Consider the following 24,897-nt stretch of genomic DNA (forward strand, 5'->3'; position numbering starts at 1 on the left):
TGAAGTGGAATCAAACTACACACGCACCGTATCAACGTTCTCCACCGAGCGCACAGACCGTGACGTGACCATGACAAAGGTCGCGATCAGGTGCACAGCGGCGCATCCGAGCAACATCGCCGAGATCCCGAACGTGTGCGACAGCGGCCCGATCGCGAGCTGTGCCAGCGGGATCGCCACGAGCGACCCGAGCATGTCGTAGGAGTAGACCCGCGCCAGCCGGTCCGCCGGGACGTGGTTCTGCAGCGCGACGTGCCAGGCCACGCCGAACTGCTCCAGGCACAGCCCGCCCAGGAACGAGGCGACCAGGAGCAGCCACGGGTGCGGGTGCACGACCATCGCCACCGGCAGCAGGGCGAAGCTCGCCACGCACGACACGCCCAGCAGCAACTGGCGGCGCACCTTGATCCGGATCGCGGCGACCGTGCCGGCGAGCATGCCCGCGATCTGCGCGGCGACGACCAGGCCCCAGGTCTCGCGCCCGAACGTCGTGTCGGCCAGCACCGGCCCGAGCACCATCACGCCACCGGCCATGGCCGCGTTGACGAACGTGAAGGCGACGACCACGATCCAGACCCACCGCCGGGCCACGAACTCCGTCCAGCCGACCTTCAGCTCGGCCAGCACCGACGGCTTGCGCTCCGCCGCGACGCCCGGCACGCGGACGAGTGAGAAGAACACACCCGCGAGCGCGAACGACAGCGCGTCCACCGCGAGCCCCCAGCCGGGACCGGTGAACGCGATCAGCAGGCCGCCCAGAGAGGCGCCGCCGATCATCGCGGTGTTCACCCCGAGGCGCAGCAACGCGTTCGCCTGCACGCGCAGGTCCGCCGGCACGGTCTGCGGCACCAGCGCGGCGGAGGCGGGCAACGAGAAGGCGCTCGACATGCCGTTGACCGCCGCCAGCACCGCGAACCAGGTGATCGACGCCGACCCGGTCAGCACCAGCGTCGCGATCACGGCCTGGCTCAGGCAGCTGAGCGCGCACGACCCGGCCAGCACGAGGTGGCGCGGCAGCCGGTCGGCGACGACCCCGCCCCAGAGCAGGAACACCACGTTCGTCAGTGACCGCGAGGCGACGACGATGCCGAGCGAGGTGACCGACGAGGTGATGTCCAGGACCGCGAACGCGAGTGCGATCGGGGCCATGGCGCTGCCCGCGAGGGTCGTGAACCGGGCCGCGAGCAGCCAGCGAAAAGCTGGATGCGCCAAAGGCGCGAAAGTGTCCCCCATCGGGACAACGTATAACGGCGGGAGCCGCCCGATCAGCTGAGAATCGGACGGCTCCCGTTCATCGCACCCTCGGGTGTGATGAGGCGATGACCACCGCGGCGGCGACGGTCACCAGGTTCTTCAGGATGTACTGCGCTTCGAACGACGCCTGCAGCGGACCGGCCCACATCTCACCGGCGAACAACACCAGCGGTGTCGACACCAGCACGACGTGACCGACCAGCAGGACCGCGCACGACCGCGGTGCGCGGAAGCTCAGCAGAACCAGTGCGATCCCGATTTCGGTGATCGCGGCGCTCACCCGGGCCAGATCCCCGTGGACGATCCCGAACGTCAGCGCGGAGACCGTGCGTTCGACGAGGTCCTCGGCAGGGCTGCCACCGGGAAAGAGCTTCAACACGCCGAACCAGAGGTAGACGACCCCCAGTCCGATGCGCAGCAGCGGAATTCCGGACTCGCGCGCAAATCGAGCAACCCGTTCTTCCGTGCTTTCGCGGCGACGTGTGGTTTCTGGACGCATGACGATCTCCCTCTCCTGTCTGACTGCCACCACCCGGCCAGACAGGAGGAGCGAGGAAGATCAGGCGCCGGCCGGGTCCCCGAGCGGGTTCAGCAGGTCTGCCTTGCCCTCGAAGGCGAACAGCAGCAGGTCGACCATGCGGAACGTGCTGGAGTCGGGGCCGAGCGTGGGCCGCCAGTACGGCGAGCGCACGATCGAGATCCGGCTGCCCTCCATCGCGCGGTGGAACACCTCGGCGGTGATCCGGCCGCCCACGGGGCCCATCAGGCCGCCCCCGACCTCGGCCTCCCGCAGGACGTAGAACCACAGCGGCGTGTTGGCCACGAGCTGCGCCTTCTGCTCCTCGGACAGGCCCTCGACGACCGCGCCGCCGTTGCCCACCAGGATCTGCTCGGCGGTCAGCGGTGCCACGCCGAAGAGTTCGGCGATCTGCTGACCGGTGGCGAGCTCCATCATCGAGGCCCTGGTCAGGTTGCGGAACGCGAGGTTGCGCTCGATCTCGCGGAACTGCGTGCCGCGCCCGCCGAACGTGCCCGCCGGCAGCTGCGTCAGCGGGTCGACGAGCAGCGTGTCGATCCGCTTGGTGACGTTGCCGCCGCCGAACCGCGCGGGCGGCACCAGGTCGTCGCGCTCGGCCTCGGTGAAGTCGTAGAGCCGCCGGAAGTCCGCGATCCAGTTGCTGGGCAACGTGAACAGCGGGCCCCGGTTGACGTCGTCGAGGTCGGCGGGCGTGCCGGAGCTCGGGTCGAAGTTGCCGCTGACGCCGGTGAAGGTGAACAGCGCGAACAACGTCGCGATCCCGCCGGGCCCGGTCTGCGGCCCGCTGCTGTTGAACACGCGGTTCCACTGGTACGCGCCGCGGACCTGGCTGTGCCCGAAGCGGTACGACGCGACCGAGAACTCGACCGGCATGGTCGGCGAGTTGTCCCGGCCGCGATGGCGACCCGGCACCTCGAAGAACTTCCGGCCGTGGGTGAACACGTCGTCCACGATCGCCGGGTCGATGATCCGCGGCAGGTGGTCGGTCCGCAGCATCCACTGGTAGTGCCGCACCACGAGTTCCTTGGCGGCGCGGAAGAGCCGCTCGCCGGTGAGGCCGGTGAGCGCGAGCTCGTCGACCACGCGGTTGTGGAAGCGGATGAACGCGAGGTGCGTCTGCGCCACCACGAGGTTCTCGTCGTTGCGCTCGTCCGGGATCAGCGGCAGCCGCCGGTCCGCGGCCGTGCCCGCCGTGCCACCGCGGCGCGGCAGGTCGAAGCCCTCGAACGGGACGTTGGTGCCCTCGTCCGGGAACGCCACCGGCGTCGTCGTGCCGACCTTGAGCTTCACGCCGTCCTCGGCGTAGCAGACCTGGTCGTCCTTGTCGCGCGGACCCCGGCCGTAGACCGAGTCGAGGTCCAGCGCCGGCGAGCGGCCCTGCATCAGCTCGTCGAGGTTGACGTCCTGCCCGAGCTGCGACTCGGTGCGGTCCATCGTCAGGTCGTGGTCGACGAACTGGCCGAGGTAGGTGAACCCCGCCGGGACGGCCGGGTCCGCCGAGTCGGGCTGCGGGACGTCCGCGGTGATCGCGGTCGCGAGGGCCACCCGCGTCTCCTCGTCCGTCCGCGGTCCCTTCGGCCCCAGCCGTGAGAACCGGAACCTGCGCAACTCCTCCGCCGTGGAGGGCTGACGCGTGGTGGCCTCACCTTTGCCGTCGAATTCCAGCACACCTTCGCCCACGACGAAGAAACTGTCGCGCACGTGCCTTTTCATATCTCCCCCTGTGCATCCCTGTGTCAGGCGTCCTGTTCTCCCCAACAAGCACCTGCCCCACCGCCAGTCTCCAGACGGCCGAAATTACCGTCGAAGCTTTTGGCGACAACCAAAAAGTTGTCACACAGCGGATACGAGATGGTCCGGAAAATTCCGGAAATCTTCCAGAGCGGCCATCTGCGCGGCCAGACCCTCAGCCGCTTCATGATATGTCTTCGCGTCCAGCGCGTGGTCGATCCGTTCCGCGAGAAAGGCTGCGGTCAGGCCTTTCACGTCGATCTTCACCCCGGCACCGAGGTCCTGAATTCGTGCCGCGTTGCGCGGTTGATCGGCGAACAACGGCAACGCGATCATCGGCACCCCCGCGGTCAACGCCTCCCGCACACCGCCGTAACCCGCGTGCGTGACGAACAGCCTCGCGGTGTTCAGGAACCGTTGTTGCGCAATCTCGGGTTCCAGCCGGACGTTGCCCGGACGTGGGCCTTTCCACTCGGCGTGGCCTGTCGCGACCACGGAACGGGTGTTCGTCTCGCCGAGCGCCGCCACGACGGTGTGCAGCAGCGTCGAATCCGCCATCAGCTGCCGGGCGTGGATGCCGAAGGAAGCGACGATCTCCGGCGCGTCGTCCGCGCGTTCCTGGTCGGTCGGCACCCGGAAGTGGTGCTGGGCGGGGTGCCAGGCGGCGGGCGTCAGGCCGGCGGTGAGCACGGGGTCGACGCCCGCCACGCCGAACCGGGCGCGCACCTTGTCCAGCAGCTCGTCGAGCAGCGGGATCTCCAGCGGCGCGAACGGGGCGATGTCGACGAGCGCGTGCGGGATGCCGAGCACCTCGGCGGCGACCTGGCCGCCGTACTCGCTGGTCTCGCGCACGATCACGTCGGGGCGCCAGGTGCGGGCGAAGTCGAGGACGTTCGCGGCGGCGGCGACCACGAGGTGGTGCGACCACGCCGGCCCGATGCCGGACGGCGCGGGGACGTCCTGCATGGCGACGGTGTGCGGCAGGTGCGCCATGGCCGGACCGGTCGCGATCACGGCCTGGTGCCCCGCTTCCCGGAACGCCCTGGCCAGCGGCACCATCGTCGGCACGAGGTGGGAGCGGATCGGCAACGCCGTCAGCAGAATGCGCACGGAACCCAGTTTCGCGGCGGCCACCAGTGGGTACAGCTGCGAAATGCTCGAAGTCACGGTGACCGAGTCGTCGCCTGCCTCCACCCTGGTCACGGTCTCCGGCGAACTCGCCGGTCCCGGCGCGGAACGACTGCTCGCCCGGCTCGACCGCCTGCTCGACCAGGGACACCGCTACGTCGTGCTGGACCTGACCGGCGTCACGTTCTGCGACTCGAGCGGCGTGAGCTCGCTGGTGCGGGGGCACGCCCGCGCATCGGCCGCGGCGGGCGGACTCCGCCTCTCCGGCGCGTCCGCGCAGGTGACGAAGGTGCTCGAACTGTCCGGCCTGGCACGGATGCTGGGCCTGAAGTCCACAGTGGACATTTAGGAGCAGACCGTGCGCATCGCCTCGGCCAGCGCGTCCCCGTGCAGGCGGTCGAGGCGGTGCAGCACCACCGCGGAGCGTTCCGCGACGGCCGCCTGGATACCGCACCTCAGCGTCGGGCGGCGCAGCCCTTCGGTGTCCTTGAGTTCGGCCAGGATCCCGGTGGTGAGCCGGTCGAGGACCGGTCGCACCTCGGTGGCGAGGTCGGGCCGGTGCTGCGGCACCTCCTCGGGGTGCGCGGTCCAGCGCGCGTACAGGCCGCGCTGCACGATCTTGTTCGCCTCGATCTGCGCGCGGAAGAACCGGGCCGCGTTCTCGGGGTCGAGTTCCAGCTCCACCGCCTTGGCGCGGACGGTGTCCAGCACCTGCTGCTCGCGCACGGGGTCGTCGATCGGTTGCGTCGTCCCGAACTTGGCCGCGGCCACCAGGTCACCGACCTGGACGCGCTGCACGGCCAAGCCCGTGAGCTCGCCGAGCGGGCCCACCGGGGTGAGCGACGCGGCGAGGGTCAATGCGACCGCCAGGAGCCTCATGATCTCCGAGAGTGCCATGATGGCGGGGTGGAGTCCACGCGCATCGACAGCTGGCTGTGGGCGGTCAGGCTGACGAAGACCCGCCCGGACGCCGCCCAGGCCTGCCGGGGCGGCCACGTGCGCATCAACGACAAGCCCGCGAAACCCTCCGCCACCGTCGTGCCCGGTGACCAGGTGCGTGCCCGCGTCGGCGACAGGACCCGGGTCGTCGAGGTGGTGCGGGTGATCTCGAAGCGGGTGGGCGCGGAGATCGCGGCGATGTGCTTCATCGACCGCACGCCGAAGCCGCCGGTGGAGGTGCCGATCGCCCGGCGCGACCGCGGTGCCGGGCGTCCGACCAAGCGCGAACGGCGTGAGCTGGACAGGTTCCGCTCGCAGAACTAGGGCCCTAGTCGCGGAACGGGTCGACCAGCACCAGGTGGCTGAGCTTGATCGTCTCCAGGTGGCCGATCTCGTCGTGGTCGAGCACGGACTCCAGGATCATCGCGAGGGACGTGCCGAGCACGGGAACGTCCTCGGCCCGGTCGCCGGGGCGCAGGACCACCCAGTGGCTCAGCCCGGTGCCGTACTCGGCGATCTCGCCGACCACCCGGCCGTCCGCGAGGTCGAACACCACTCGGACGTAGTGGCCGCCGACGGTCTCGGTGTGACGTTCCCGGTGCCCGCGCAGCCGCCACGCACCGCCGTGCAGCGACACCGTGCCGAAGCGTTCGTAGAGCGGGACCACCTCGCCGCCGCCGTCCGGCCGGACGGCGATCTCGACCTCGTACGTGGCTCCCGCCACCGTCTCGGTCAGGTCAGGAGGGGTCCACTCGTGCTCGGCGGCGATGCGGTCCAGCACAGCTTCGAGGCTCGGTGGCGCGGACACCACCGCCCAGCCCGCCACGGGTTCCAGCGCACCGTCGTCGTGCTGGGCGACCCCGACCAGACCCGCGTCGACGGCGACCGCGGTGAGGTCGTGCCCGGTGTTGACGTTGATCACCGCGCGGCACAGCGTGGCTCGAACGGAGGTGGTGGCGATGCTGTGCTCGGTGGTGTCGCGCGGTTCCCCCACCGGGAGGTCGAGCATGGGGTTCGGGCTGGACCCCGTGCCCAGATAGGGGTAGAAGCGCGTGATCCAGCCGGTGACGCGCTCACCGCCGTAGGCGTCGAACGGGTTGTAGATCCGCTTCCAGAAGTCCGTGTCGGCGTTGCCCTCGGCCGCGCGCACGAACTGGTCGGTGATCGGGACGAGCGAGCGGCACCAGTGCTCCAGCCCGAACCGGGGCAGGTCGTCGATCCTCCTGCGGATCTCCCGCCAGTCGTCCGGGGTGCCGGTCAGGGTGATCGACGGGATGCCGCAGACCGCGATCATCCAGTACCCGTGGTACGGCGAGTAGGCGTCCATCATGGCGACGCGGCCCGCCAGGCGTTCGACGGCGGTGCTCGTGCTGAAGTCGCAGTCGAAGGTCGTGTCGCCGATCTGCTTCGCGAGGCCCTCCAGGACGGTGTCCCAGGTGTCGTCCGGGCCGTGCAGGACCTCCAGGCGTTGCTTGCCCCGGTGACCGACCAGGACCGGCCGCAACTCCTCGGCGTGCTCCTTCACGTGCTCGGCGATGCCCCGCGCGATCGTCAGCCACACCGCGTCCGGGGACAGCACCAGCGGGCGGTGTTCCGCGAACGCCTTGGAGACGGCGTGCAGCAACGGGTGCACGCCGTTGGGCTCGAGCACCCGTGCGCTGCCGCCGGTGGCGCGCGCTCCGGGGAACAGGTCGGCGATCGGGCGGGTGGGCAGCGCGTCGGTCACCGGCGTGACGTCATCGACCGGGAAGGTCACCATTCCCGGACTGTAGGACGACTTCGGCCAGTTCCGTCAGCGATTTGCCCAAGGGCAGGTCCACCCGCAGCGACGCGTGCGCGTCGCCCCGCGTCTCACCCCGGTTGATGATCACGACCGGGATGCCGGCCGTCGCGGCGCGGCGCACGAACCTCAGCCCGGACATGACCGTGAGCGAGGACCCCAGGACGAGCAACGACCGTGCGTTGTCCACGAGGTCGAAGCACTGCTCGACGCGCGGGCGTGGGACGTTCTCGCCGAAGAACACGACGTCCGGCTTGAGCACGCCGCCGCACTCCTCGCACGGCACCACGCGGAAGTCGCGCACCTGGTGTTCGGGCAGGAAGACGTCGCCGTCCGGGTTGATCTCGTCCGTCGTGGCGTGGAAGTCCGGGTTGGCCTCGCGCAGGCGGCGGTCGAGGTCGAGCCGCGGGCTCAGCAGCCCGCAGTCCAGGCAGATCACCCGGTCGAGGCCGCCGTGGAGTTCGACCACGTCCGGCGAGCCCGCGGCCTGGTGCAGGCCGTCGACGTTCTGGGTGATGACGCCGGACAGCAGCGGCTCCAGCCTGCTGACGGCGTGGTGGCCCGCGTTCGGGTGCGCGCGGGCGATGGTGCGCCAGCCGACGTGGCTGCGCGCCCAGTAGCGCTGCCGGCCTGCCTCGCTGGTGGTGAACTCCTCGTAGGTCATCGGGGTGTGCTTGCGCAGGGACCCGCCCTCGCCGCGGTAGTCGGGGATGCCGGACTCGGTCGACAGGCCCGCGCCGCTGAGCACCAGCACCCCGCCCCGCGCGACGATCGGCACGACGTCGGTGAGGGCGGTGGTGCGCGGCAGCGACGGGCCCGGGTTCGTCCAGCTCAGAGTGGGCCTTGTTCGCACTTCACCAGCTTACGTACCACTGTCGAATCTCGGCCTCCGCCGCGGCGACGTTGCCGTTCGACGAGGCCGTGACCAGCGCGAACTGCCTTCCCTGACCTGCTCGCAGGAGCAGCCTGTCGCCGTCGACGGCAGAGGTCGCCGAACTGATCACCAGCGGCGAGCGCAACGACGCGGGCAGGTGGAGCTCGGTGGGCGCGGTGCCGCCGTTCGAGTCCCAGACGATGACGGCGAACGGCGCGTTGCCGACGAGCGCGCGCACGTTCGGCAACGGGACCTGCTGCCAGGTCTGGTAGGCGCGGTCCTCGTAGGTGAACGCGAGCGTGGTGCCGGCGACCGCCTGCGGGTAGACGCGGTCGACGACGGCCCGGTCGACATTGAGCACGGGGTTGTCGTTCGCGTCGAGCTTCACGGCCGAGAAGTGCTCGTCGTTCATGGCGTCGCCGTCGGTCTTGACCTTGTTCGGGTTGTCGTTCATCAGCTCGCGATGACGGCCGTAGTTGGTGTCCCAGTGCCACTGGCTGCCCGAGACGACGCTGCCCTTGGGCGCCGACCACCACCGCGCACCCGGCGCCGTCGAGTCGAGCCCCTGGTAGATCGCCTTCAGCACGGACGGCGTCTTGTCGGACGTGAAACCCGAGACGGGGTGGCCGAACTCGGAGACGATCGCCGTGGTGCCGAGTGCCTTCGCGCGGTCGCGGATCGTCGTGAACGCCTGGGTGTACTGCCCGTCCGCGGCCTTGCCGGGCATCAGGACCCCGGACTGCGCCTTGCCGTCGTAGAAGTGCGCGTTGAACACGAACCGGTCGCCGAGCGTCGGGACCAGCGTGAGCCCACCGGGTTCGGCGAAGAACTCGACGTTCTGGTTCCAGAACACCAACGGCTCCACGAACGCGGGCTTGGCGTTCCAGCCCGCCTCGTCCATCTCCTCCCGGAAGCGCTGGTAGAACGGCATCAGCAGATCGCGCTCCCACGTCTGCGAGGTCTGGCCCGCGTCGTACCTGCCGGCGTACGGCTCGTTCAGCGGGTCGACACCGACGACGAGCTTGAACTCGTTGGCGGGCAAGGCGTTCTTGACGTGTTTGAGCGCCTCGCCGGCCGCGTTGACGAACGAGTCCTGCACCCCGTTCCTGTTGTGCCAGAAGTCGTAGGTGGCGGCGGTGACGGCGTTGTTGTTCTTCATGTTCTGGCCCCAGTGCACGCAGATCCCGCACGACTCCTTGGGGTATCCGCTCGCGGCCCACGCCGGGGCGCCGTCGCCGGTGTACCAACTGTCCTTGTTGAACAGGTGGCGCGAGTAGAGGTCCTGGTGGAAGTCCAGGTAGACGCGGATGCCCTCGTCGGTGAACTGGCGCAGCTGGGTCGTGACGCCCTGGAGGTAGGTGTGGTCGATCTGGCCCTTCCGGGGTTCGATCCAGGCCCAGGTGAGGAGGAACCTGACCGCGTTCGCGCCGGTCAGGTCCTTCATGGCTCGGGCCGATTTGCGCGCGTCACCGGTACTGGCGAACGGGAGGCCGCGGTACTCGGCCAGTTTCGCGGTGCCGGAGACGTTGAAGCCCCGCAGGACCACCTCGCGGCCGTGTTCGTCTCGGAAGACCCCGTTTTCGACGCGCAGTTCGGTGCCGTCGAAGGATTCTGCCCGTGCTGGGGTGATGACCAGGGTGAGGAGGAAGAGGACCGTCAGGAGAACCGCTCGCCGCATCGCCGCCGCCTTTGGGAACGTGAACGAGATTCGCATTGCACCGTAGCCGGTCGGGCGGCGTCGCGGCTAGAGTTCCAGCGCGGTCGGGCAGGCCTGGACGAGCTCGGGTTTCGGCATCGCCGCTGCGCGACGACAGGGATGGGGCCTGACTTCGGAGCCCTTGCGAGGCGCTGGCCGGACCGGAAGGGCCGGGCTGGACAGCGCCCGGCCGACCCCCGCGAGGGGCAGCGCCTCGCGCTTGCCGTTGCCCTGACGGGCTCGGCTGCGCCGTCGCGCTGCGTGCGCCCGATGCCCCAGAGCCCTGCCGCCCCAGCCCCTTCCGTCCGTCCTTCGCGCGGTCAGCTGAACGTCGCCGCCACCAGTTCGGCCGTCTTGGCGAGCAGCGGCTCGTCGGCCGCGCCCGTCGGCTCGTCCTTGCGGGTCGACAGCACGGCGATCACGATCGGCGCGCGGCCCGGCGGGAACGCGATGCCGACGTCGTTGGTGGTGCCGTAGCTGCCGGTGCCGGTCTTGTCGCCCCAGCGCCACGCCGACGGCAGGCCCGCGCGGATCCGGTTGCCGCCCGTGGTGTTGGCCAGCAGCCACTTCGTGAGCTGCTCGGAGTCGTTCGAGTTGAGGGCGTGGCCGAGGGTGAGGCGCGCGTAGCTCTGGCCGATGGCGCGCGGCGAGGTGGTGTCGGTGATGCGGCCCGGCTCCGCCGAGTTGAGCTCCGGTTCCCAGCGGTCGAGGCGGGTGACCGGGTCGCCGATGCTGCGGCTGAAGCGGCTGATCGCGGTGGGGCCGCCCAGTTCCCTGAGCAGGAGGTTGGCGGCGCAGTTGTCGCTGTAGGTGATGGTGGCCTCGCACAGGGCCTTGACGGTCATGCCGTTCGCGAGGTTCTCGGGCTTGCCCGTGATCGGGCCGTGGCCCGACTTGTCCACATCGGACCGGGTGTAGGTGATCACCTTGCCCAGCAGCGTTCCGTCGCGGTCCTTGCGCAGGACCGCGGCGGCCGCGATGGTCTTGAAGGTCGAGCACAGCGGGAAGAGTTCGTCGGCCCGGTGCAGGACCGTGCGACCGGTGCCGGTGTCCGTCGCGAACACTCCGAGGCGCGCGTGGTGCTGCTTCTCCAGGTCGCGCAGTCTGCCGGTGACCGTCGAGGCCTGCGCCGTGGCGGGCACCGTCACCGCCAGGGCCGCCCCCGCTCCCCACGTCAGCACGGCACGTCGGTTAACGCTCAACGTCCTGTCCCCTCACTCCGGAAACCTCTCCCACCTGACAGGACGCACGGGAGATCAACTGGTTGTCACCCGATCCGGCGCCAGCACGCGAGGTAGGTGAGCGCGGCGATCAGCGAGCCCGCCGACGCGAGCATGCAGGCGCCGAGGTAGATGACCCACTCGTCGGCGTTCAGGCCCTCGCGGGCCAGCGGGAAGACCCACAGGACCAGGCCGAGGGCCAGGGTCGCGGCGGCCGCGAACGACCAGAACACCACCAGCACGACGCGTCCGATGCGGCGCGGGCCGGTGTACGGCTGCAGGGATCCCCTGCGCTGCAACCACCACGCGGCCAGCGCGGCGACGGCCAGTGCGATGCCGTCGGCGGCGAGGGTGTCGCTCAGGCGGTGCCACTTCGCGGTGAGCGTGTACTGGCCGATCGCCGTCGCCCACGGCAGCACGAAGAACAGCACGACGCCGCGCCACTTCCACGGCACCACGATGATCGCCGCGAACAGCACGGTCATCGCGATCGTCGTGTGTCCACTCGGGAGACTGTTGTGCGCGTAGTCGCCGGTGACCTCGACCAGGTGCGGGCGCGGCAGGACGAACCGCTTGAGCGCCTGCACGACCAGCTGGCCCGCGACGATCACGCCGACGGCCGCGACGGTGAGGTCCCAGCGCTTTCTGAGCACACCGATCAACGCCACGACGACCACCGCCGCGGCCAGCGAGTAGATCGTGATCTGGCCGAGGGCCTGCCAGGCGGCGTCGGCCTCGTCGACGTTGTCCTGGTCGGCGCCGCGCAGGGCCGCGTTCTCGATGGTCTGGCCGGCTCGGGTCAGCACGGCGAGGACGTACACGATCGCCGCGAAGACGAAGCCGGACGCCGCGACCACGGGCCACCGTCGGAGGTTCACGCCACGTGAGTCTGCCGCTGTCAGGCCTGACGCGCAGTGCGAAGATCAATGCGCGCCAGCACGGCCGTGATCGCGAGGTCCACCGTGTACTCGAACTCGGCGGCGCGGTCGAACTCGGCGAGGTGCGGCGCGGTCGTGGCGATCGCGGGGAGCCCGGCGGCTTGGAGCGCCTCCAAGCGTTCGCCGTCGTCTCCCCCGAACGTGGGCGCGGCGGACACCTCGCGCAGCAACGTGCCGATCAACGTGGCCAGCAGCATCCGCAGCAGGTGCACGGCCTCCTCGGGGTCCGCTCCCGCCGCGAGCAGCACGGTCAGCACGGCATCGACGGGCGCGAGGCCCTCCAGTGACGACAGCTGCCGGGTGAGCACGAGCGGCGCGGCTCCCGGATGGGCCAGCGCGCGGTCGCGGAAGGCGTGCGCGACGGCGTGCAGGTCGTGCCGCGCGTCCCCGGTCGGCGCCGGCAGGACCAGGCCGCCCAGCAGCTGTTCGGCGACGGCGTCGAGCAGTCCGTCCTTGCCGTCGACGTGGTTGTAAAGGCTCTTCGCGTCCACCCCGAGCCGCCGCGCGACCGACCGCATGCCGACGGCCGCCACCCCTTCGTCGCCGATGACCTGCAACGTCGCCGCGACGATCGACTCGCGGGACAGCAGCGGGGTGCGCGGACGGCCGCGACGGGTGTCAGTCACCTGGCCATTGTGCCTTGCGGATGCCCACACCGTGGGTTTACGGTTTAACCCACACCGTGGGTATTGGAGGGGCGATGCGCTTTCCGTGGGGAACCGCGGCCGATCTGCCGACGATCGGCACCGAGATCGACACGCTCGCGGCGATGGACGTCGAGGGCGGTCCCGGCGCACGGCTGCGCGTGGCCCGCGAGCGCGGCCTGGCGTTCCGCCGGGAGTTCGCCACGACCGGCACGCCCGCGAGCATCGTCACGCGCGACCTGGTGACGTTGCCGTACCCGACGCGGTTCGGGCTGTTCCGGGCCTCGCGGGCGATCGCGCCGTTCCTGTCGATCACCAACCGCATGCTGGTGATCCGCTGGGACGACAAGGTGCTGCTGTTCGAGCCGAGCGACCACGAGCACGGCCGCTACACGCCGTACTTCGAGGACCTGTCCGACCGCACGCCGGACGTGGTGGAACGCCGCATGGTCAAGGTCCACGGCACCGTGCCCGACCACCTCGCGGCGCTCGGCATCGCGGTGGAGGACGTCGACTACCTGATGTTCGACCACCTGCACACGCAGGACCTGCGCCGCTGGATCGGCACGTCGAGCACGCCCGCGTTGTTCCCCAACGCCAAGGTGATCGTGCAGCGCGACGAACTGATGGCCATGGCCGACCTCCACCCGTTGCAGAAGCCCTGGTACCAGCCGGCGACCTACGCGGACGTGCCGCCGGAGGCGTTCCTGCCCGTCGACGGCTCGGTCGTGCTCGGCCCCGGCGTCGCCGTGATCAAGACGCCGGGCCACGTGTTCGGCAACCAGAGCCTCGTCGTCCACACCTCCACCGGCATCTGGGTGAGCAGCGAGAACGTGATCGCCGCCGAAGCCCTGACCCCGGAACACTCCCGCCTGCCCGGCCTCGCTCCCTGGTCACGGCGCTGGCAGCAGGAGGTCGTGCTGAACGCCAACACCGTCGAGACCACGGCCGACCAGTACAACTCGATCGTGCTGGAGAAGACCATCGCCGACCGCAGCACGCGCGACCCGCGGTTCCTCCAGTTCTTCCCGTCCAGCGAACTCACCGGCGCCTGGACGAACCCCGGCACCAGGCCCACCTTCACCCACGGCCAGATCGTCCACTGAGGAGCGTCCGATGACGTCGCGTTTCGTCCTGCCCCCGGAAGAAGCCCTGCGAGCCCGCGAGAAGCTCGTCCTGGACCACTTCCGCGACGAGGTGGCCCACGACTGGGACGCCACCCTGTCGACGTTCCCGCACCCCCACTACGAGGTCATCGCGCAGATGGTCGTCCACGACGGCGACGACGCGGTGCGCCAGTACTACACCGACACCCGCGTCGCGTTCCCCGACCAGCACCACGAGCTGATCTCGTTCCGGCACAGCGTCGACGCCGTGATCGTCGAGTTCTGGCTCCTCGGCACCCACCTCGGCCCGTTGGGCAAGATCCCGGCCACGGGAGGCAAGCACCGCACGCGGATGAACGCGTACTTCATCTTCGACGCCGACGAGAACCTCGTGACCGAGCGGATCTACTTCGACCAGCTGTCGGTGCTCAAGCAGGTGATCGGCGGGATCGACCGGAAGAAGCCGAGTGGCCTCGCCAAGCTGCTGCGGGTGGTGCGCGGGATGCTCGCGATGTCGGGCAGTCAGCCGGACCCGCGCCTGACCGAGACCACGCCGCCGGACCTGGACGACTAGATCCGGATCAGCTTGCGTTCCACGGCGGTCGTCACGGCCGCCGTGCGCGTCTCCACGCCGAGCTTCGTGAAGATCCGCACCAGGTGGGTCTTCACGGTGGCCTCGCTGATGAACAACGCCTTCGCGATCTCCCGGTTCGACAGGCCGCGGGCGAGGTGCTCGAGGATCTGCACCTCGCGCTTGCTGAGCTTCGGGGCGGGGCCGCGGACCTGGCGCAGCAGGCGTTGCGCGATGTCCGGGGACAGCACGGTCTGGCCGGTCGAGGCCGTGCGGACGGCCTCGGCGAGTTCCTCGGGCGCGCAGTCCTTGAGCAGGTAGCCGATGGCGCCTGCCTCGACGGCGCGGACGATGTCGGCGTCCGAGTCGTAGGTGGTGAGGACGACCACCTGCGGGGGTTCGGGCAGCGCGCGGATGCGGCGGGTGGCTTCCACGCCGTCGATCCCCTTGCCCAGCTGGAGATCCATCAGGACGACGTCCACCGTGGACGCCAGCTCCACGGACCGCTCTCCGGTGGGGGCCTCGATCACCTCGAAGTCGCGGGACAGCAGGCCCACGAGACCGAACCTGACGACCGGGTGGTCGTCCACCACCAGGACTCTCACGGCGTCGGCACCGTCACGGCCACTGCGGTTCCCTCCCCCGGTGCGCTTTCGACGGACACGGTGCCGCCCAGTTCGGTGATGCGGCCCCGGATGGAGGCCAGGCCGTAGCCGCGGCCCTCGGTGGCGCGGGTGGTGGTGGGGTCGAAGCCCTGGCCGTCGTCCACGACATCCAGTGTCACCGCGTCTCCCAGGTAGGACAACGTGATCGCCACGTGCGAGGCGTGAGCGTGCTCGGCGGCGTTGGCCACGGCGCCCTGGGCGACGCGCAGGAGGGCCACCTCGGTCTGCACGCTCAACGGGTACGGGTCGCCGTCCACCTCGACGTGCGGGCAGAGGCGGTGGAGGGCGTCCACGAGGGTGCCTCGGATGGGTGAGAGGTCGCGGACGAAGCGGCGGGCCTCGGCCAGGTTCTCGCGGGCCACGGTCGCCGCGCGGCCGGATTCTCCCAGGGACAGCAACAGGTTGATGCTGGAGAAGCCCTGGGCGAGGGTGTCGTGGATCTCGCGGGCGAGGCGCTGGCGTTCCTCCAGGACGCCTGCCTCGTGCAGGAGGCGGGCGCGGTCGAAGAACACCGCCGCGGTCAGCACCGCCACGCCCACCGGGCCGAGGACGAGGGACCAGTCGAACGTCGCCGCGAGCCTGATCTGGGCCAGGACCACGGCGAACGTCAGCAGGGCCGCGATCGGCAGCGCCACGCGGGGTTTGAGCTGGCGCAGGCACTGGAAGAAGAGCGGGATGGCGCACCAGCCGAAGCTCGGCGCCAGCCACACGAGCACCAGCCACACGGCCAGCACGGCGGGGAGGGCGCCGGTCCAGCGCACGCCGGCGGGGTAGGCGGCGCCGAGCGCCAGGGCCAGGCCGAGCACCACGAGGTCGGCGCCGTGGTACGCGACGTACCGCGCCGCCGACGCCGTCAGCAGCACGTAGAAACCCGCGTGCATCGCCCTGTGCAGCCACACGTCGAGCGACTGTAGGCGAGACCCCGGCGGCAGCGGGTCAACCGATGGGTTGAACCGAGGTTCAACCGTCATCACCAGGGAACGGGCGCGGAAACGCGGAACCGTGTGAGCCATGGACATCAAGAAGATCGCAATCGCCACCCTGGTCGTGCTCGGCGTCGGCGGCGGCTACGCGGCGGCCGACCAGCGCACCCCCACCCGTGCGGAGAAGGTGCTGACCATCGACGCGGCGATCAGGGCGGCGCAGGCCACCCTCGACGCGGCCGAGAAGGAGAACCAGCGCGTCACGGTCGCCGTCGTCGACCGAAGCGGTGACCTCGTGGTGCTGCTCGCCGGGGACGGCGCGGGCCCGCAGACCGAGGAGTCCGCGCGGCGCAAGGCGTTCACGGCCGTGTCGTTCAACGCCCCGACCTCGGAACTGGCCGGGCGCGTCACCGGCCAGGGCGCGACGCTGCGGGACATCCCCGGCACGTTGTTCCTGGCGGGCGGCGTGCCGGTGGCGGTGGACGGCACGTCCGTCGCGGGCATCGGCGTCGGTGGCGCGCCGAGTGGCGACCTGGACGAGAAGTTCGCGAAGGCGGGCCTCGCCACCCTGCGGTGAGCGGGCCCGCGTGGAGGCCGTCCCTACGAGGGAACGGACGGCCTCCACGCCGGACTCACGTCAGCGGCGCCAGAGGACCACGGGTGCTCAGCCGAACCACGCGGCCCCCAACAGCGGTGAGCAGGCATGATGTCGTCACCGGCGCCGGTCGCCGGTGGTGCCCCAGCCCGGAGCGGGCCGCCCCTGGTTGATCCGCACGGTCTGTTCGGGGTCGACGGGCGCGACCGCGTGCCGGGCCACGTGCCGGCCGGGCTGCGGCTTCTTGCCCATCAGCATCAGCGCGACGGCGGCGAGCAGGCCGACGGTCGCGAGGCCCGCCGCCACCGCGCGGGCGGCCGGGTGCTCGAGGATCAGCGTGGAGATCGTCAGGGCCAGCACCAGGGCGGCGATCGGGCCGATGACGGCGATGTCCGAGCGGTCGGCGGGTTCCAGAGCGGGTTCCGGGGTGGGTCCCGCCGGAGGCGCCACCTGCGTGACCGGCGCGTAGACCTCGATGGTCTCGAAGTTCGCGCGCGGCGGTTCGTAGGGCGGCTGCCGTAAGCCGGGAGGGACCGTCACCCCCGCCATGCTGCCCGAGGAAGGCGCGTCGCCGCAAACCTCCCATTCCGGTCTGCTACGTGTTCCCATGTAGCGCTGGGGTTTTCTAGGAGGTTCGTGATGTGCCGGTGGCTCGCTTACTCCGGTTCGCCGGTACTGCTGGAGGAGTTGCTCTACGCGCCGGAGAACTCGCTCGTCATGCAGTCGAAGCACGCGCGGCTGGGCGCGACGGCGGTCAACGGCGACGGGTTCGGCATCGGCTGGTACGGCAGCACGAGCACGCCGGGGCTGTTCCTCAGCACCGAGCCCGCGTGGAACGACCGCAACCTGCGGGAACTGTCCGCGCAGATCACCGTCGACCGGGTCTTCGCGCACGTGCGGGCGTCCACGGGCGGCGCGGTGCAGCGGTCGAACTGCCACCCGTTCCGCCACCGGAACTGGCTGTGGATGCACAACGGCCTCATCGCGAAGTTCCCGCTGGTGCGGCGCGAGCTCATGCTGGCGATCGACCCGGTGCTGTTCCCGCTGGTCGAGGGGTCGACGGACTCGGAGATCATGTTCTACCTGGCGATCAGCTTCGGGCTGGAGCAGGACCCGCCCGCCGCGGTGGGGCGCATGGTCGAGTTCGTCGAGGACGTCGGCCGGCGGGCGGGCGTCGAGTACCCGGTCCAGATGACGGTCGCGGTCACCGACGGCTCGACGACGTGGGCGTTCCGGTACTCGAGCCGCGGCAGGTCGCGGTCGCTCTTCCACAGCACCGACGTGTCGACGTTGCGCCGCCAGTACCCGGACAACCCGGCGCTGCACGACCTCACCGACGACTCGCGGCTGGTCGTGTCGGAACCGCTCGGTGACCTGGTCGGGGCCTGGCAGGAGGTGCCCGAGTCGACGTGCGTGATCGTCCGGACGGGCGTCGAGGAGGAACTCGTCCCGTTCAAGCCGTGACGCGTCGCCGGCCGGTGGCGGTGATCGCGGCCGCCACCAGGCCCGCGAGCGCGGCCCACGTGTAGGCGTCGCCGTAGACGTGCTCCTGCCAGCTCCAGAGCATCTCCTTGTCGCCGGTGCTCGGCAGCCAGCCGAACGGGTGCACCAGGAAGATCACCAGCAGCACGCCCAGCACCGGCCGGGCCCAGGCGCGGCGGGTGAACGCGAGCGCGAGGAACGCGGGCACGCACCAGACCCAGTGGTGCGACCACGAGACCGGCGAGACGAGCAGCCCGGCCGTCGCGATCGCGGTGAGCGCGACGACCTCGTCCCGGGCGCGCCAGGCGGCGACGACGGCGAGCGTCACGACGACGACCGACAGCCCCGTCCAGATCAGCGACTCGGCGTGCTCGCCGGGGTTGACGCGGTGCAGGAACCCGCGCAGCGACTGGTTGGTCGCGTAGGCGAGGCCACCGGCGCGACTCGTGTCGAAGATCGCGTTGAACCAGAACTCGGCCGAGTCCTTCGCGGCGAACAGGAACCCGAGCACGGCCATGCCCGCGAAGCCCGCCAGCGACAGGGCCGCCGCCCGCCACTCCTTGCGCACCAGGAAGTACAGCAGGAAGATCAACGGGGTCAGCTTGATCGCGGCGGCCACGCCGATCAGCAGGCCCCGGAAGCGGGGATCGCGCACGGCGAGCGCGTCGACCACGACGATCGCCATCAGCACGAGGTTGATCTGTCCGAAGAGGAACGTCGAGATCACGGGTTCCAGCGACACACCGAGGATCGCGACGACCGGTCCCACGGTGAAGGCCACGTCCGCACGCCTGCTCAGCGTCCTCGTGACGAGCACGCTCACGACCGTGAGGCAGACGAAGTTCAGGGCCACCACCAGCGCGTTCGCCACGAGCACCGGCACGAACGTGAGCCCGCTGAACAGCACGGCGGCGATCGGCGGGTAGGTGAACGGCAGGTCCGGGCCGTCCAGCGGGCCGGGGAAGCCGACGTAGAGCGGGACCTCCCGCAACCAGGCGAGGCCGCCGGTCCGGTACACCTGCAGGTCCAGGTAATACGCGCCCATCGCGGCCATCTTGATCGGCAGCACGAGCAGCACCACGACCCAGATCGCGCGGACGACCTTGCGCGCGGTGGCCCAGCGGTGCCGCACGAGAAGTCTCTTCCGGCCGGCCTCGAAGGCGCCGTCGGACATCGGCGGGATCTCGCCGGCGAGCCGGCCCAGCAGCTGCATCTCGTTCACGGGAAGTTGTTGGCCGGTGCGCGCATCTCCGTTTCCACCAACGGATGTGACCGTCCTCATGGGAACGCACCCGGCGGAGACGGCCAATCGCGCGCGAGGAGCCGAACGCGCGCGACCGTGGCACTGTGGACCAGGTCACACCGCCGGGCCGGGAATGCTCGCGGGCCCATCGGTCAATAGTGTGCGTGAGCACCGAGACAGCGCCGCCGGCGCGAACAGGAGGGCCGGGGGTGACGAAGCCTCTGGACAGGGACGCCTGGGTAGAGCTGTACGACCGGCACGCCCGCGATCTGCACCGCTACCTGGCGCTGCGGGTGGACGCCGCGATCGCGGACGACCTGGTGTCCGAGACGTTCCTCATCGCCTGGGAACGCCGTCAGAGCTTCGACCCGGCCCGCGCGAGCGTGAAGGCGTGGCTGTTCGGGATCGGGACGAACCTGCTGCGCCAGCACGTGCGCTCCGAGGGCAGGCGCCTGCGGGCCTGGGCGCGGGACCACGGCAGGCGCGCGGTGGCCGACCACGTCGACGACCGCACGGCGTCGGCGGTGGACGCGAAGTCGCTGATGAGCGACCTGGGCGAGGTGCTCGCCGACCTGCGGCCGGAGGAACGCGACGTGCTGCTGATGATCGCGTGGGGCGACCTGAGCGCGGCCGAGGTCGCCGAGGTGACCGAGACGCCGGTGGCGACCGTGCGGACCAGGTTGTTCCGGGCGCGGGCCAAGCTGCGCGCGAAGATCAACGGACAGGAGGGTGACGACGGTGCGTGAGATCCGCCAGGTCGAGGACGAGACCGTGAAGTGGGCGATGTCGGACGTCGCCCCGATGAGCGACGAGGCGTTCGACCGGGGCCGGGCCGCCCTGCTCGCCCGGATCGACGCGGACACGGCGGCCGATCCGGTCTCCGGCACCGTCGTGCCGCTCGCTCCCCGGCGCAAGCGGCGCATCCCCGTGGTGGCCGCGGCCGCCGCGATGGTGGTGCTCGCGGGTGCCGCCCTGCTCGCACCGTCGCTGGTGTCGCGGGTGAACGGCCCGAGCGTGGGCAGCGCCGCGGCGGCCGACCTGCTGAACAAGGCCGCCAACCTCACCGGTGACGCGAAGCTGCGGCCGGAGGAGTACCTGCTCGTGCAGCAGGACGCGCGCTGGTCGATGACCGAGTACGAGCACGACTGGATGTTCCTGCAGGACCAGAAGCTCCAGACGTGGATCCCGGCCGACCGCAACGGCCCGTGGCTCTACCGGCGCGAGCAGGCGAGCGGACGCCAGTGGCTCATCGGCTCCGAGAAGGACCTCCCGCCGGACCTGAACTCGCCGTTCGACGGGGCGAGCGAGTACCGCTCCGACGGCGGCCCGGCATTGCGGGACGAGGTGAAGATCAGCTTTCGCGACCCGTCACCCGAGTACCTCGCGACGCTGCCGGCCGACCCGAAGCAGCTGTACCTCAAGCTCCGCGACGAGGCGCAGGGCGACGAGGGCCTGGTCTTCCTGCGGATGGTCAACGACGGCCTCGGCACCGGCGCCTACCCCGCGCACGTGCGGGCCGCGGTCTACCAGGCGCTGAGCTACCTGCCGGGACTGGAGGTCGCCGAGAAGGCGGCCGTGCTCGACGGCCGGACGGGCACCGCGCTCGGCGTCACCGAGAGGGAGACCACCGAGCAGATCGTGATCGACCAGACCACCGGCGAGTACCTCGGGTCGCGCACGGTGCTGGCGAAGGACGCGTGGGGCCTGAAGCAGGGCCAGGTCATCGGCACGACGTCGGTGACGACCAAGGTGGTGGCGGGGATGGGGCTCGCCTCCTGACCCGTCGCGTCGTGACAGGGGGTTCGGGGTCCCCTGTCACAACGCGGCGGGCTGTCCGGTCTTCCTTGGCATGAGCCACGAACACCACGACCACCACCTGGACAACCCCGACAAGAGCGGGCCGCCGCCCGCCATCGAGGTGATCGGCACCGTGCCGGGCGCGCCGCAGATCCCCGACGGCGCCGAGGCGATGACGATCCTCGTGACACTGCCGCCCGCCAGCCCCGGCGCGCCGCCGCACCGCCACTCCGGGCCCGCGTACGGGTACGTGGTGAAGGGCGCGATCGTCTTCGAGCTGGAAGGCGAGCCGGAACGGGTCGTGCGCGCGGGCGGGACGTTCTGGGAGCCCGGCGGTGACGTCATCCACTACCAGGACGGGAACGCGCTGGAGGACGAGGAGTCCCAGTTCGTCGTCACGATGTTCTGCGCTCCCGGTCAGCCGATGCTGACGGTGGTGGAGGCGGACGAACTGGAGGCGCGCCGGCACCTCAGGGCGCCGCGGCCGTGAAGGCGTCGCTGACCGCGCTGGCGCACGACCACGTCGAACTGGCCCGCGCGGCGTCGAACGGCCGCAGCGCCTCGACCGTCCACGGTGGACACGAGCGGGCGTTGCGGCAGACCGTGATGGCGTTGCGGGGCGGCGAACACCTGCACGAGCACGAGCACCCCGGTGAGGTGACCGTGCAGGTGCTGCTCGGGCGGGTGCGGCTGGTGGCCGGGGCCGACTCCTGGCAGGCGGTACCCGGTGACCTGCTGACGCTGCCCGACCGGCGGCACCGGGTGGAAGCGCTGGAGGACAGCGCGTTCCTGTTCACCACGGCGTTGCGGCTGCCGTGAAGAGGGAGAGGCGGGGTGGTTGAACCGCTCCCCGGACGTTGGACTGGGAATCCAGTTCCGACGTCCGGGGCGCGGTGCACGATCCCCGCCCCTCCTCCGTCACTCCACCAGCTTGCCGGCGGTGTCGACCTCCCTCATCAGGGCCGCGATCTCCTGCGGCACCGGGGGGATCTCCTCGCGCTCGACCTGGCCGGGCCCGGACCAGACGAGGTTGACCTGCTGCGCCGGGTCCAGGTCCGGGTGGTCTGACCTGTTGTGGCAGCCGCGGGTCTCGCGGCGTTCGAGGGCGCACTCCAGGGTGGCGCGGGCGGACAGGGCCGACGACAGCAGGTCGAACGCGTGCGCGAGGTCCTGGTAGCCCGCCAGGTCGGGGTGCACGCCGACGTCGGCGATGCGGGCTTCCAGCTCGTCGAGTTCGGCGAGTCCCTTGCGCAGGCCCGCCTCGTCGCGGACGACGCCCGCGTGCTCGGTCATGGTGTTGCGCAGCGACCGTTGCAGGGCGCGCACGTTCTCCTGGCCGTCGGCGGCCAGGAGTCCGTCCACTTCGGACCGCGCCTCGGCGGTCGCGGCCCGGGAACGGCGCTGGGCGGTCAGCGACGAGGAGTACTCGGCCGCCGCCTCGCCGACGATCCGGCCGTAGACCAGGAGTTCGATGAGCGAGTTGCCGCCGAGGCGGTTCGCGCCGTGCAGGCCGCTGGACGCCTCGCCGATCGCGTACAGGCCCTCGACGCCGGTGGAGTGGTCGTCCGGCGCGACCCAGACGCCGCCCATCGAGTAGTGCGCGGTGGGCGCGATCTCCATCGGTTCCTGGGTGATGTCCTTCATCTGCAACTCCAGCAGGGTCTGGTAGACCCTCGGCAGGCGCTGCATGATCTGCTCGCGCGGCAGGTGCGACACGTCGAGCCACACGCCGCCGTTCGGGGTGCCGCGGCCCTCCTTGATCTCGGTGTACGCGGCGAGCGCGACCCGGTCGCGAGTGGACAGTTCCATCCGCCGCGGGTCGTAGCGGGCCATGAAGCGTTCGCCGGCGGCGTTGGTGAGGATGCCGCCCTCGCCGCGCGCGGCCTCGGAGACGAGCGTGCCCGCCGCGTTCTCCGGTTCGAGCAGGCCGGACGGGTGGAACTGGACGAGTTCGGGGTCGCGGATCCTGCCGCCCGCGAGCACGGCGAGGCGGAACGAGTCGCCGGTGTTCTCGTCGCGGCGACTCGACGTGCGGCGCCAGATGCGGGTGTGGCCACCGGCGGCGAGGATCACCGCGTCCGCGTGGAAGAGGTACCGCCTGCCGGTGCCGAGGTCGAACCCGTACGCGCCGAACACCACGTTGTCCTGCACCAGGATGCGCGTGACGTAGCAGGAGTCGAGGATCGGGATGTGCAGCTGCGCGGCGCGGTTGACCAGCGTGCGCTGGATCTCCAGGCCGGTGTAGTCGCCCGCGAACGACGTGCGGCGGAACGTGTGCGCGCCGAAGAACCGTTGCGAGATGCGGCCGTCCTCCTCGCGGGCGAACGGCATGCCGTAGCGCTCGAGGTCGGCGATGCCGCGCGGCGCCTGCTCGGCCACGGTCCGCACGATGTCGGGGTTGGCGAGGAGGTAGCTCTCCTTGATGGTGTCGGCCGCGTGCTGCTGCCAGGTGTCGGCGGGATCCATCGTGGCGAGCGCCGCGTTGATGCCGCCCGCGGCGAGAGCGGTGTGCGCGTCCCCCTTGGGGCGCTTGCCGAGGACCGTCACGTCGACGCCCCGCTCGGCGAGTTCGATGGCGGCGCGCAACCCCGCGCCTCCCGTGCCGATCACCAAAACCGATGTGGCTACCTGATGTTCAGTCATCGCGGCCTCCGTTGCCCGTGTCTTCCAATAAATAGGACCGGGCAGCGTCAGTGCTTGTGACTGTTAGCTGCGTGACAGTGCGTCCGCCGCCACACGGCTAGGCTGAGCAGTGTGTTCGTGAAGCTTTGTGGTCTGCGCAACGAGTCCGACGTCGCCGTCGCCGTGGAAGCCGGGGCGGACGCCGTCGGTTTCGTGCTGACGAGCAGCCCCCGCCAGATCGAGGTCGACCTCGCCGCACGACTCGTGGCGGAGGTGCCGGCGCACGTCCTCACCGTCGCCGTGGTGCGCGGTGTCACCGCCGCCGAGGGTGGCGAGTTGGCGCTGAAGACCGGCGTGCGCGCGTTGCAGCTGCACGGCGACTACCCGCGTGAGGCGTTCGACGAGCTGGCCGACATGCCGTTCGACCTGGTGCGGGCGACGGCGCTCGGGTCGGGGACGGACGTGCGGACCGGGGCGTTCGGGGAACGCCGGCTGCTGATCGACTCGCCCGTCGCCGGGTCGGGTGAGCAGTGGGACATCACCCGGCTCGCCGAGAACCCGCCCACCGGGGAGTGGTTGCTGGCGGGCGGGTTGTCGCCGGAGACGGTGGCCGGGGCGATCAGCGTCGCGCGGCCGTGGGGTGTGGACGTGTCGAGCGGCATCGAGTCGAGCCGCGGGGTGAAGGACCACGGGCGGATGCGCGCGTTCGTCGCCGCCGCGCGCGGCTGAGCGACGGCTCGGCGCGCGGGTTACCGGGCGTCCGTCACGCCGCCGCGTACCCCGGGATGTCCTCGACGCGTTCGTAGACCGGCAGGCCGCGTTCGCGCGCGATCCGCACGTCCTCGTCCGCGCCGGTCGACTCCCCCGGCAGCCGCAGCACGGCCTCGCAGTGCCGCAGCAACCGCTCGGCGGTCGGGTACATGATCTCCGCCGCGACCGGGTCGGTCACCGACGTGCCACCGGCGCCGCGCAGCACGGGCAACGCCACCCACTCGCCGATCATCGGCACGTGCCCGCTGCGGAAGATCGGCCACGCCGCCTCCTCCAGCGCGGCCAGGTTGCGTGCCATCAGGTCGGGGTCGTCCCCGGTGCCGGAGCGGTAGGGGCCTGCGATCAGAATCAGCATGCCACCGACCATAGTGTGCAACACT

28 protein-coding genes are annotated in these 24,897 nt (G+C 70.8%); 11 read left to right on the top strand and 17 right to left on the bottom strand.

Features of this window, described 5'->3' with window-relative positions:
* Positions 1–15: 15 nt before the first annotated feature.
* From QSK25_RS33375 to QSK25_RS33390, 4 genes are all read right to left on the bottom strand, one after another.
* Positions 16–1,233 carry an MFS transporter gene (locus QSK25_RS33375; RefSeq protein ID WP_285644233.1) on the bottom strand — a complete coding sequence of 406 codons (1,218 nt, stop codon included), beginning with the start codon at positions 1,231–1,233 and terminating at the stop codon, positions 16–18.
* Between the two features lie 58 nt (positions 1,234–1,291).
* The gene (locus QSK25_RS33380; protein ID WP_285644234.1) at positions 1,292–1,753 is read right to left on the bottom strand and encodes a hypothetical protein; all 462 of its coding nucleotides are present in this window, start codon (positions 1,751–1,753) and stop codon (positions 1,292–1,294) included.
* 60 nt (positions 1,754–1,813) lie between these two features.
* On the bottom strand, positions 1,814–3,493 hold the full coding sequence (locus QSK25_RS33385) for a peroxidase family protein (RefSeq protein WP_285644236.1): 1,680 nt from the start codon (positions 3,491–3,493) through the stop codon (positions 1,814–1,816).
* A gap of 132 nt (positions 3,494–3,625) precedes the next feature.
* Positions 3,626–4,633, bottom strand: a complete 1,008-nt coding sequence (locus QSK25_RS33390; protein ID WP_285644237.1) for a glycosyltransferase — start codon at positions 4,631–4,633, stop codon at positions 3,626–3,628.
* Positions 4,634–4,676: 43 nt separating this feature from the next.
* Between QSK25_RS33390 and QSK25_RS33395 the strand changes: the two genes are divergently transcribed.
* A complete protein-coding gene (locus QSK25_RS33395; protein ID WP_285644238.1) occupies positions 4,677–5,000 on the top strand; it encodes an STAS domain-containing protein in 324 nt (107 codons plus the stop codon).
* Here the strand turns inward: QSK25_RS33395 and QSK25_RS33400 are convergent.
* Positions 4,997–5,548: a chorismate mutase gene (locus QSK25_RS33400; RefSeq protein WP_285644239.1), complete on the bottom strand. Its 552-nt coding sequence runs from the start codon at positions 5,546–5,548 to the stop codon at positions 4,997–4,999. The two genes, QSK25_RS33395 and QSK25_RS33400, sit on opposite strands and share 4 nt — an antisense overlap.
* Positions 5,549–5,557: 9 nt before the next feature.
* Here QSK25_RS33400 and QSK25_RS33405 point away from each other — a divergent pair, with 9 nt between their 5' ends.
* Positions 5,558–5,914, top strand: coding sequence for an RNA-binding S4 domain-containing protein (locus QSK25_RS33405; protein WP_285644240.1), 357 nt, complete (start codon positions 5,558–5,560; stop codon positions 5,912–5,914).
* Between the two features lie 4 nt (positions 5,915–5,918).
* Here the strand turns inward: QSK25_RS33405 and QSK25_RS33410 are convergent, their stop codons facing one another.
* The 6 genes from QSK25_RS33410 to QSK25_RS33435 form a co-directional block, all read right to left on the bottom strand.
* On the bottom strand, positions 5,919–7,349 hold the full coding sequence (locus tag QSK25_RS33410; protein WP_285644242.1) for a DUF4419 domain-containing protein: 1,431 nt from the start codon (positions 7,347–7,349) through the stop codon (positions 5,919–5,921).
* The gene (locus tag QSK25_RS33415; protein ID WP_285644244.1) at positions 7,327–8,223 is read right to left on the bottom strand and encodes an NAD-dependent protein deacetylase; all 897 of its coding nucleotides are present in this window, start codon (positions 8,221–8,223) and stop codon (positions 7,327–7,329) included. The genes QSK25_RS33410 and QSK25_RS33415 overlap by 23 nt, the downstream gene beginning before the upstream one ends.
* Before the next feature lies 1 nt (position 8,224).
* Positions 8,225–9,922, bottom strand: a complete 1,698-nt coding sequence (locus tag QSK25_RS33420) for a cellulase family glycosylhydrolase (RefSeq protein WP_285644245.1) — start codon at positions 9,920–9,922, stop codon at positions 8,225–8,227.
* Between the two features lie 338 nt (positions 9,923–10,260).
* On the bottom strand, positions 10,261–11,142 hold the full coding sequence (bla, locus tag QSK25_RS33425) for a class A beta-lactamase (protein WP_285644247.1): 882 nt from the start codon (positions 11,140–11,142) through the stop codon (positions 10,261–10,263).
* Between the two features lie 65 nt (positions 11,143–11,207).
* Positions 11,208–12,038 carry a phosphatase PAP2 family protein gene (locus tag QSK25_RS33430; RefSeq protein ID WP_285644249.1) on the bottom strand — a complete coding sequence of 277 codons (831 nt, stop codon included), beginning with the start codon at positions 12,036–12,038 and terminating at the stop codon, positions 11,208–11,210.
* A gap of 20 nt (positions 12,039–12,058) precedes the next feature.
* Positions 12,059–12,724, bottom strand: a complete 666-nt coding sequence (locus QSK25_RS33435; protein ID WP_285644252.1) for a TetR/AcrR family transcriptional regulator — start codon at positions 12,722–12,724, stop codon at positions 12,059–12,061.
* A 74-nt stretch (positions 12,725–12,798) separates the two neighbouring features.
* On the opposite strand from QSK25_RS33435, the gene QSK25_RS33440 reads away from it, so the two are divergent.
* Positions 12,799–13,848 carry an MBL fold metallo-hydrolase gene (locus QSK25_RS33440; protein WP_285644254.1) on the top strand — a complete coding sequence of 350 codons (1,050 nt, stop codon included), beginning with the start codon at positions 12,799–12,801 and terminating at the stop codon, positions 13,846–13,848.
* A 10-nt stretch (positions 13,849–13,858) separates the two neighbouring features.
* Entirely contained in the window at positions 13,859–14,422 is a 564-nt protein-coding gene (locus tag QSK25_RS33445; RefSeq protein ID WP_285644256.1) for an ester cyclase, read from the top strand.
* Here the strand turns inward: QSK25_RS33445 and QSK25_RS33450 are convergent.
* Together QSK25_RS33450 and QSK25_RS33455 are read right to left on the bottom strand one after the other, a co-directional pair.
* On the bottom strand, positions 14,419–15,024 hold the full coding sequence (locus tag QSK25_RS33450) for a response regulator (RefSeq protein WP_285644258.1): 606 nt from the start codon (positions 15,022–15,024) through the stop codon (positions 14,419–14,421). The two genes, QSK25_RS33445 and QSK25_RS33450, sit on opposite strands and share 4 nt — an antisense overlap.
* Positions 15,021–15,983 (bottom strand): sensor histidine kinase, encoded by a 963-nt coding sequence (locus QSK25_RS33455; RefSeq protein WP_285644259.1) that lies wholly within the window; start codon positions 15,981–15,983, stop codon positions 15,021–15,023. Before QSK25_RS33455 ends, QSK25_RS33450 begins: the two co-directional genes overlap by 4 nt.
* A 112-nt stretch (positions 15,984–16,095) precedes the next feature.
* Here QSK25_RS33455 and QSK25_RS33460 point away from each other — a divergent pair, with 112 nt between their 5' ends.
* Entirely contained in the window at positions 16,096–16,584 is a 489-nt protein-coding gene (locus QSK25_RS33460; protein ID WP_285644260.1) for a GlcG/HbpS family heme-binding protein, read from the top strand.
* 135 nt (positions 16,585–16,719) lie between these two features.
* Here the strand turns inward: QSK25_RS33460 and QSK25_RS33465 are convergent, their stop codons facing one another.
* Positions 16,720–17,142 carry a hypothetical protein gene (locus QSK25_RS33465; protein ID WP_285644261.1) on the bottom strand — a complete coding sequence of 141 codons (423 nt, stop codon included), beginning with the start codon at positions 17,140–17,142 and terminating at the stop codon, positions 16,720–16,722.
* A gap of 99 nt (positions 17,143–17,241) precedes the next feature.
* On the opposite strand from QSK25_RS33465, the gene QSK25_RS33470 reads away from it, so the two are divergent.
* Positions 17,242–18,066, top strand: a complete 825-nt coding sequence (locus QSK25_RS33470) for a class II glutamine amidotransferase (RefSeq protein ID WP_285644262.1) — start codon at positions 17,242–17,244, stop codon at positions 18,064–18,066.
* On the opposite strand, the gene QSK25_RS33475 is transcribed toward QSK25_RS33470, so the two are convergent.
* On the bottom strand, positions 18,056–19,297 hold the full coding sequence (locus QSK25_RS33475) for a glycosyltransferase 87 family protein (protein ID WP_285644468.1): 1,242 nt from the start codon (positions 19,295–19,297) through the stop codon (positions 18,056–18,058). The two genes, QSK25_RS33470 and QSK25_RS33475, sit on opposite strands and share 11 nt — an antisense overlap.
* A 239-nt stretch (positions 19,298–19,536) precedes the next feature.
* Here QSK25_RS33475 and QSK25_RS33480 point away from each other — a divergent pair, with 239 nt between their 5' ends.
* The 4 genes from QSK25_RS33480 (at position 19,537) to QSK25_RS33495 (ending at position 21,943) form a co-directional block, all read left to right on the top strand.
* Complete coding sequence (locus tag QSK25_RS33480; RefSeq protein WP_285644264.1) at positions 19,537–20,073, top strand: RNA polymerase sigma factor; 537 nt, start codon at positions 19,537–19,539, stop codon at positions 20,071–20,073.
* On the top strand, positions 20,066–21,106 hold the full coding sequence (locus QSK25_RS33485) for a hypothetical protein (RefSeq protein ID WP_285644266.1): 1,041 nt from the start codon (positions 20,066–20,068) through the stop codon (positions 21,104–21,106). Before QSK25_RS33480 ends, QSK25_RS33485 begins: the two co-directional genes overlap by 8 nt.
* Before the next feature lie 70 nt (positions 21,107–21,176).
* The gene (locus tag QSK25_RS33490) at positions 21,177–21,614 is read left to right on the top strand and encodes a cupin domain-containing protein (protein ID WP_285644267.1); all 438 of its coding nucleotides are present in this window, start codon (positions 21,177–21,179) and stop codon (positions 21,612–21,614) included.
* Positions 21,611–21,943, top strand: coding sequence for a cupin domain-containing protein (locus QSK25_RS33495; RefSeq protein ID WP_285644268.1), 333 nt, complete (start codon positions 21,611–21,613; stop codon positions 21,941–21,943). Before QSK25_RS33490 ends, QSK25_RS33495 begins: the two co-directional genes overlap by 4 nt.
* 99 nt (positions 21,944–22,042) lie before the next feature.
* On the opposite strand, the gene QSK25_RS33500 is transcribed toward QSK25_RS33495, so the two are convergent.
* Positions 22,043–23,734, bottom strand: coding sequence for an L-aspartate oxidase (locus QSK25_RS33500; RefSeq protein ID WP_285644270.1), 1,692 nt, complete (start codon positions 23,732–23,734; stop codon positions 22,043–22,045).
* Between the two features lie 144 nt (positions 23,735–23,878).
* On the opposite strand from QSK25_RS33500, the gene QSK25_RS33505 reads away from it, so the two are divergent.
* On the top strand, positions 23,879–24,475 hold the full coding sequence (locus QSK25_RS33505; RefSeq protein ID WP_285644271.1) for a phosphoribosylanthranilate isomerase: 597 nt from the start codon (positions 23,879–23,881) through the stop codon (positions 24,473–24,475).
* A gap of 34 nt (positions 24,476–24,509) precedes the next feature.
* Here QSK25_RS33505 and QSK25_RS33510 read toward each other — a convergent pair whose 3' ends face one another.
* On the bottom strand, positions 24,510–24,872 hold the full coding sequence (locus QSK25_RS33510; RefSeq protein ID WP_285644273.1) for a DUF4406 domain-containing protein: 363 nt from the start codon (positions 24,870–24,872) through the stop codon (positions 24,510–24,512).
* Positions 24,873–24,897: the final 25 nt, after the last annotated feature.

This window comes from Lentzea sp. NBRC 102530, assembly GCF_030269365.1.
In the GTDB taxonomy this organism is placed as follows: Bacteria; Actinomycetota; Actinomycetes; order Mycobacteriales; family Pseudonocardiaceae; genus Lentzea.

Bases quoted from the DNA above. Each gene is read 5' to 3' on its own strand.
- QSK25_RS33440 (WP_285644254.1), top strand. From the start codon at position 12,799: ATGCGCTTTCCGTGGGGAACCGCGGCCGATCTGCCGACGATCGGCACC.
- QSK25_RS33400 (WP_285644239.1), bottom strand. From the start codon at position 5,548: ATGGCACTCTCGGAGATCATGAGGCTCCTGGCGGTCGCATTGACCCTC.
- QSK25_RS33460 (WP_285644260.1), top strand. From the start codon at position 16,096: ATGGACATCAAGAAGATCGCAATCGCCACCCTGGTCGTGCTCGGCGTC.
- QSK25_RS33475 (WP_285644468.1), bottom strand. From the start codon at position 19,297: ATGCAGCTGCTGGGCCGGCTCGCCGGCGAGATCCCGCCGATGTCCGAC.
- QSK25_RS33490 (WP_285644267.1), top strand. From the start codon at position 21,177: ATGAGCCACGAACACCACGACCACCACCTGGACAACCCCGACAAGAGC.
- QSK25_RS33410 (WP_285644242.1), bottom strand. From the start codon at position 7,349: ATGGTGACCTTCCCGGTCGATGACGTCACGCCGGTGACCGACGCGCTG.
- QSK25_RS33375 (WP_285644233.1), bottom strand. From the start codon at position 1,233: ATGGGGGACACTTTCGCGCCTTTGGCGCATCCAGCTTTTCGCTGGCTG.
- QSK25_RS33510 (WP_285644273.1), bottom strand. From the start codon at position 24,872: ATGCTGATTCTGATCGCAGGCCCCTACCGCTCCGGCACCGGGGACGAC.
- QSK25_RS33470 (WP_285644262.1), top strand. From the start codon at position 17,242: ATGTGCCGGTGGCTCGCTTACTCCGGTTCGCCGGTACTGCTGGAGGAG.
- QSK25_RS33380 (WP_285644234.1), bottom strand. From the start codon at position 1,753: ATGCGTCCAGAAACCACACGTCGCCGCGAAAGCACGGAAGAACGGGTT.
- QSK25_RS33445 (WP_285644256.1), top strand. From the start codon at position 13,859: ATGACGTCGCGTTTCGTCCTGCCCCCGGAAGAAGCCCTGCGAGCCCGC.
- QSK25_RS33420 (WP_285644245.1), bottom strand. From the start codon at position 9,922: ATGCGGCGAGCGGTTCTCCTGACGGTCCTCTTCCTCCTCACCCTGGTC.
- QSK25_RS33395 (WP_285644238.1), top strand. From the start codon at position 4,677: ATGCTCGAAGTCACGGTGACCGAGTCGTCGCCTGCCTCCACCCTGGTC.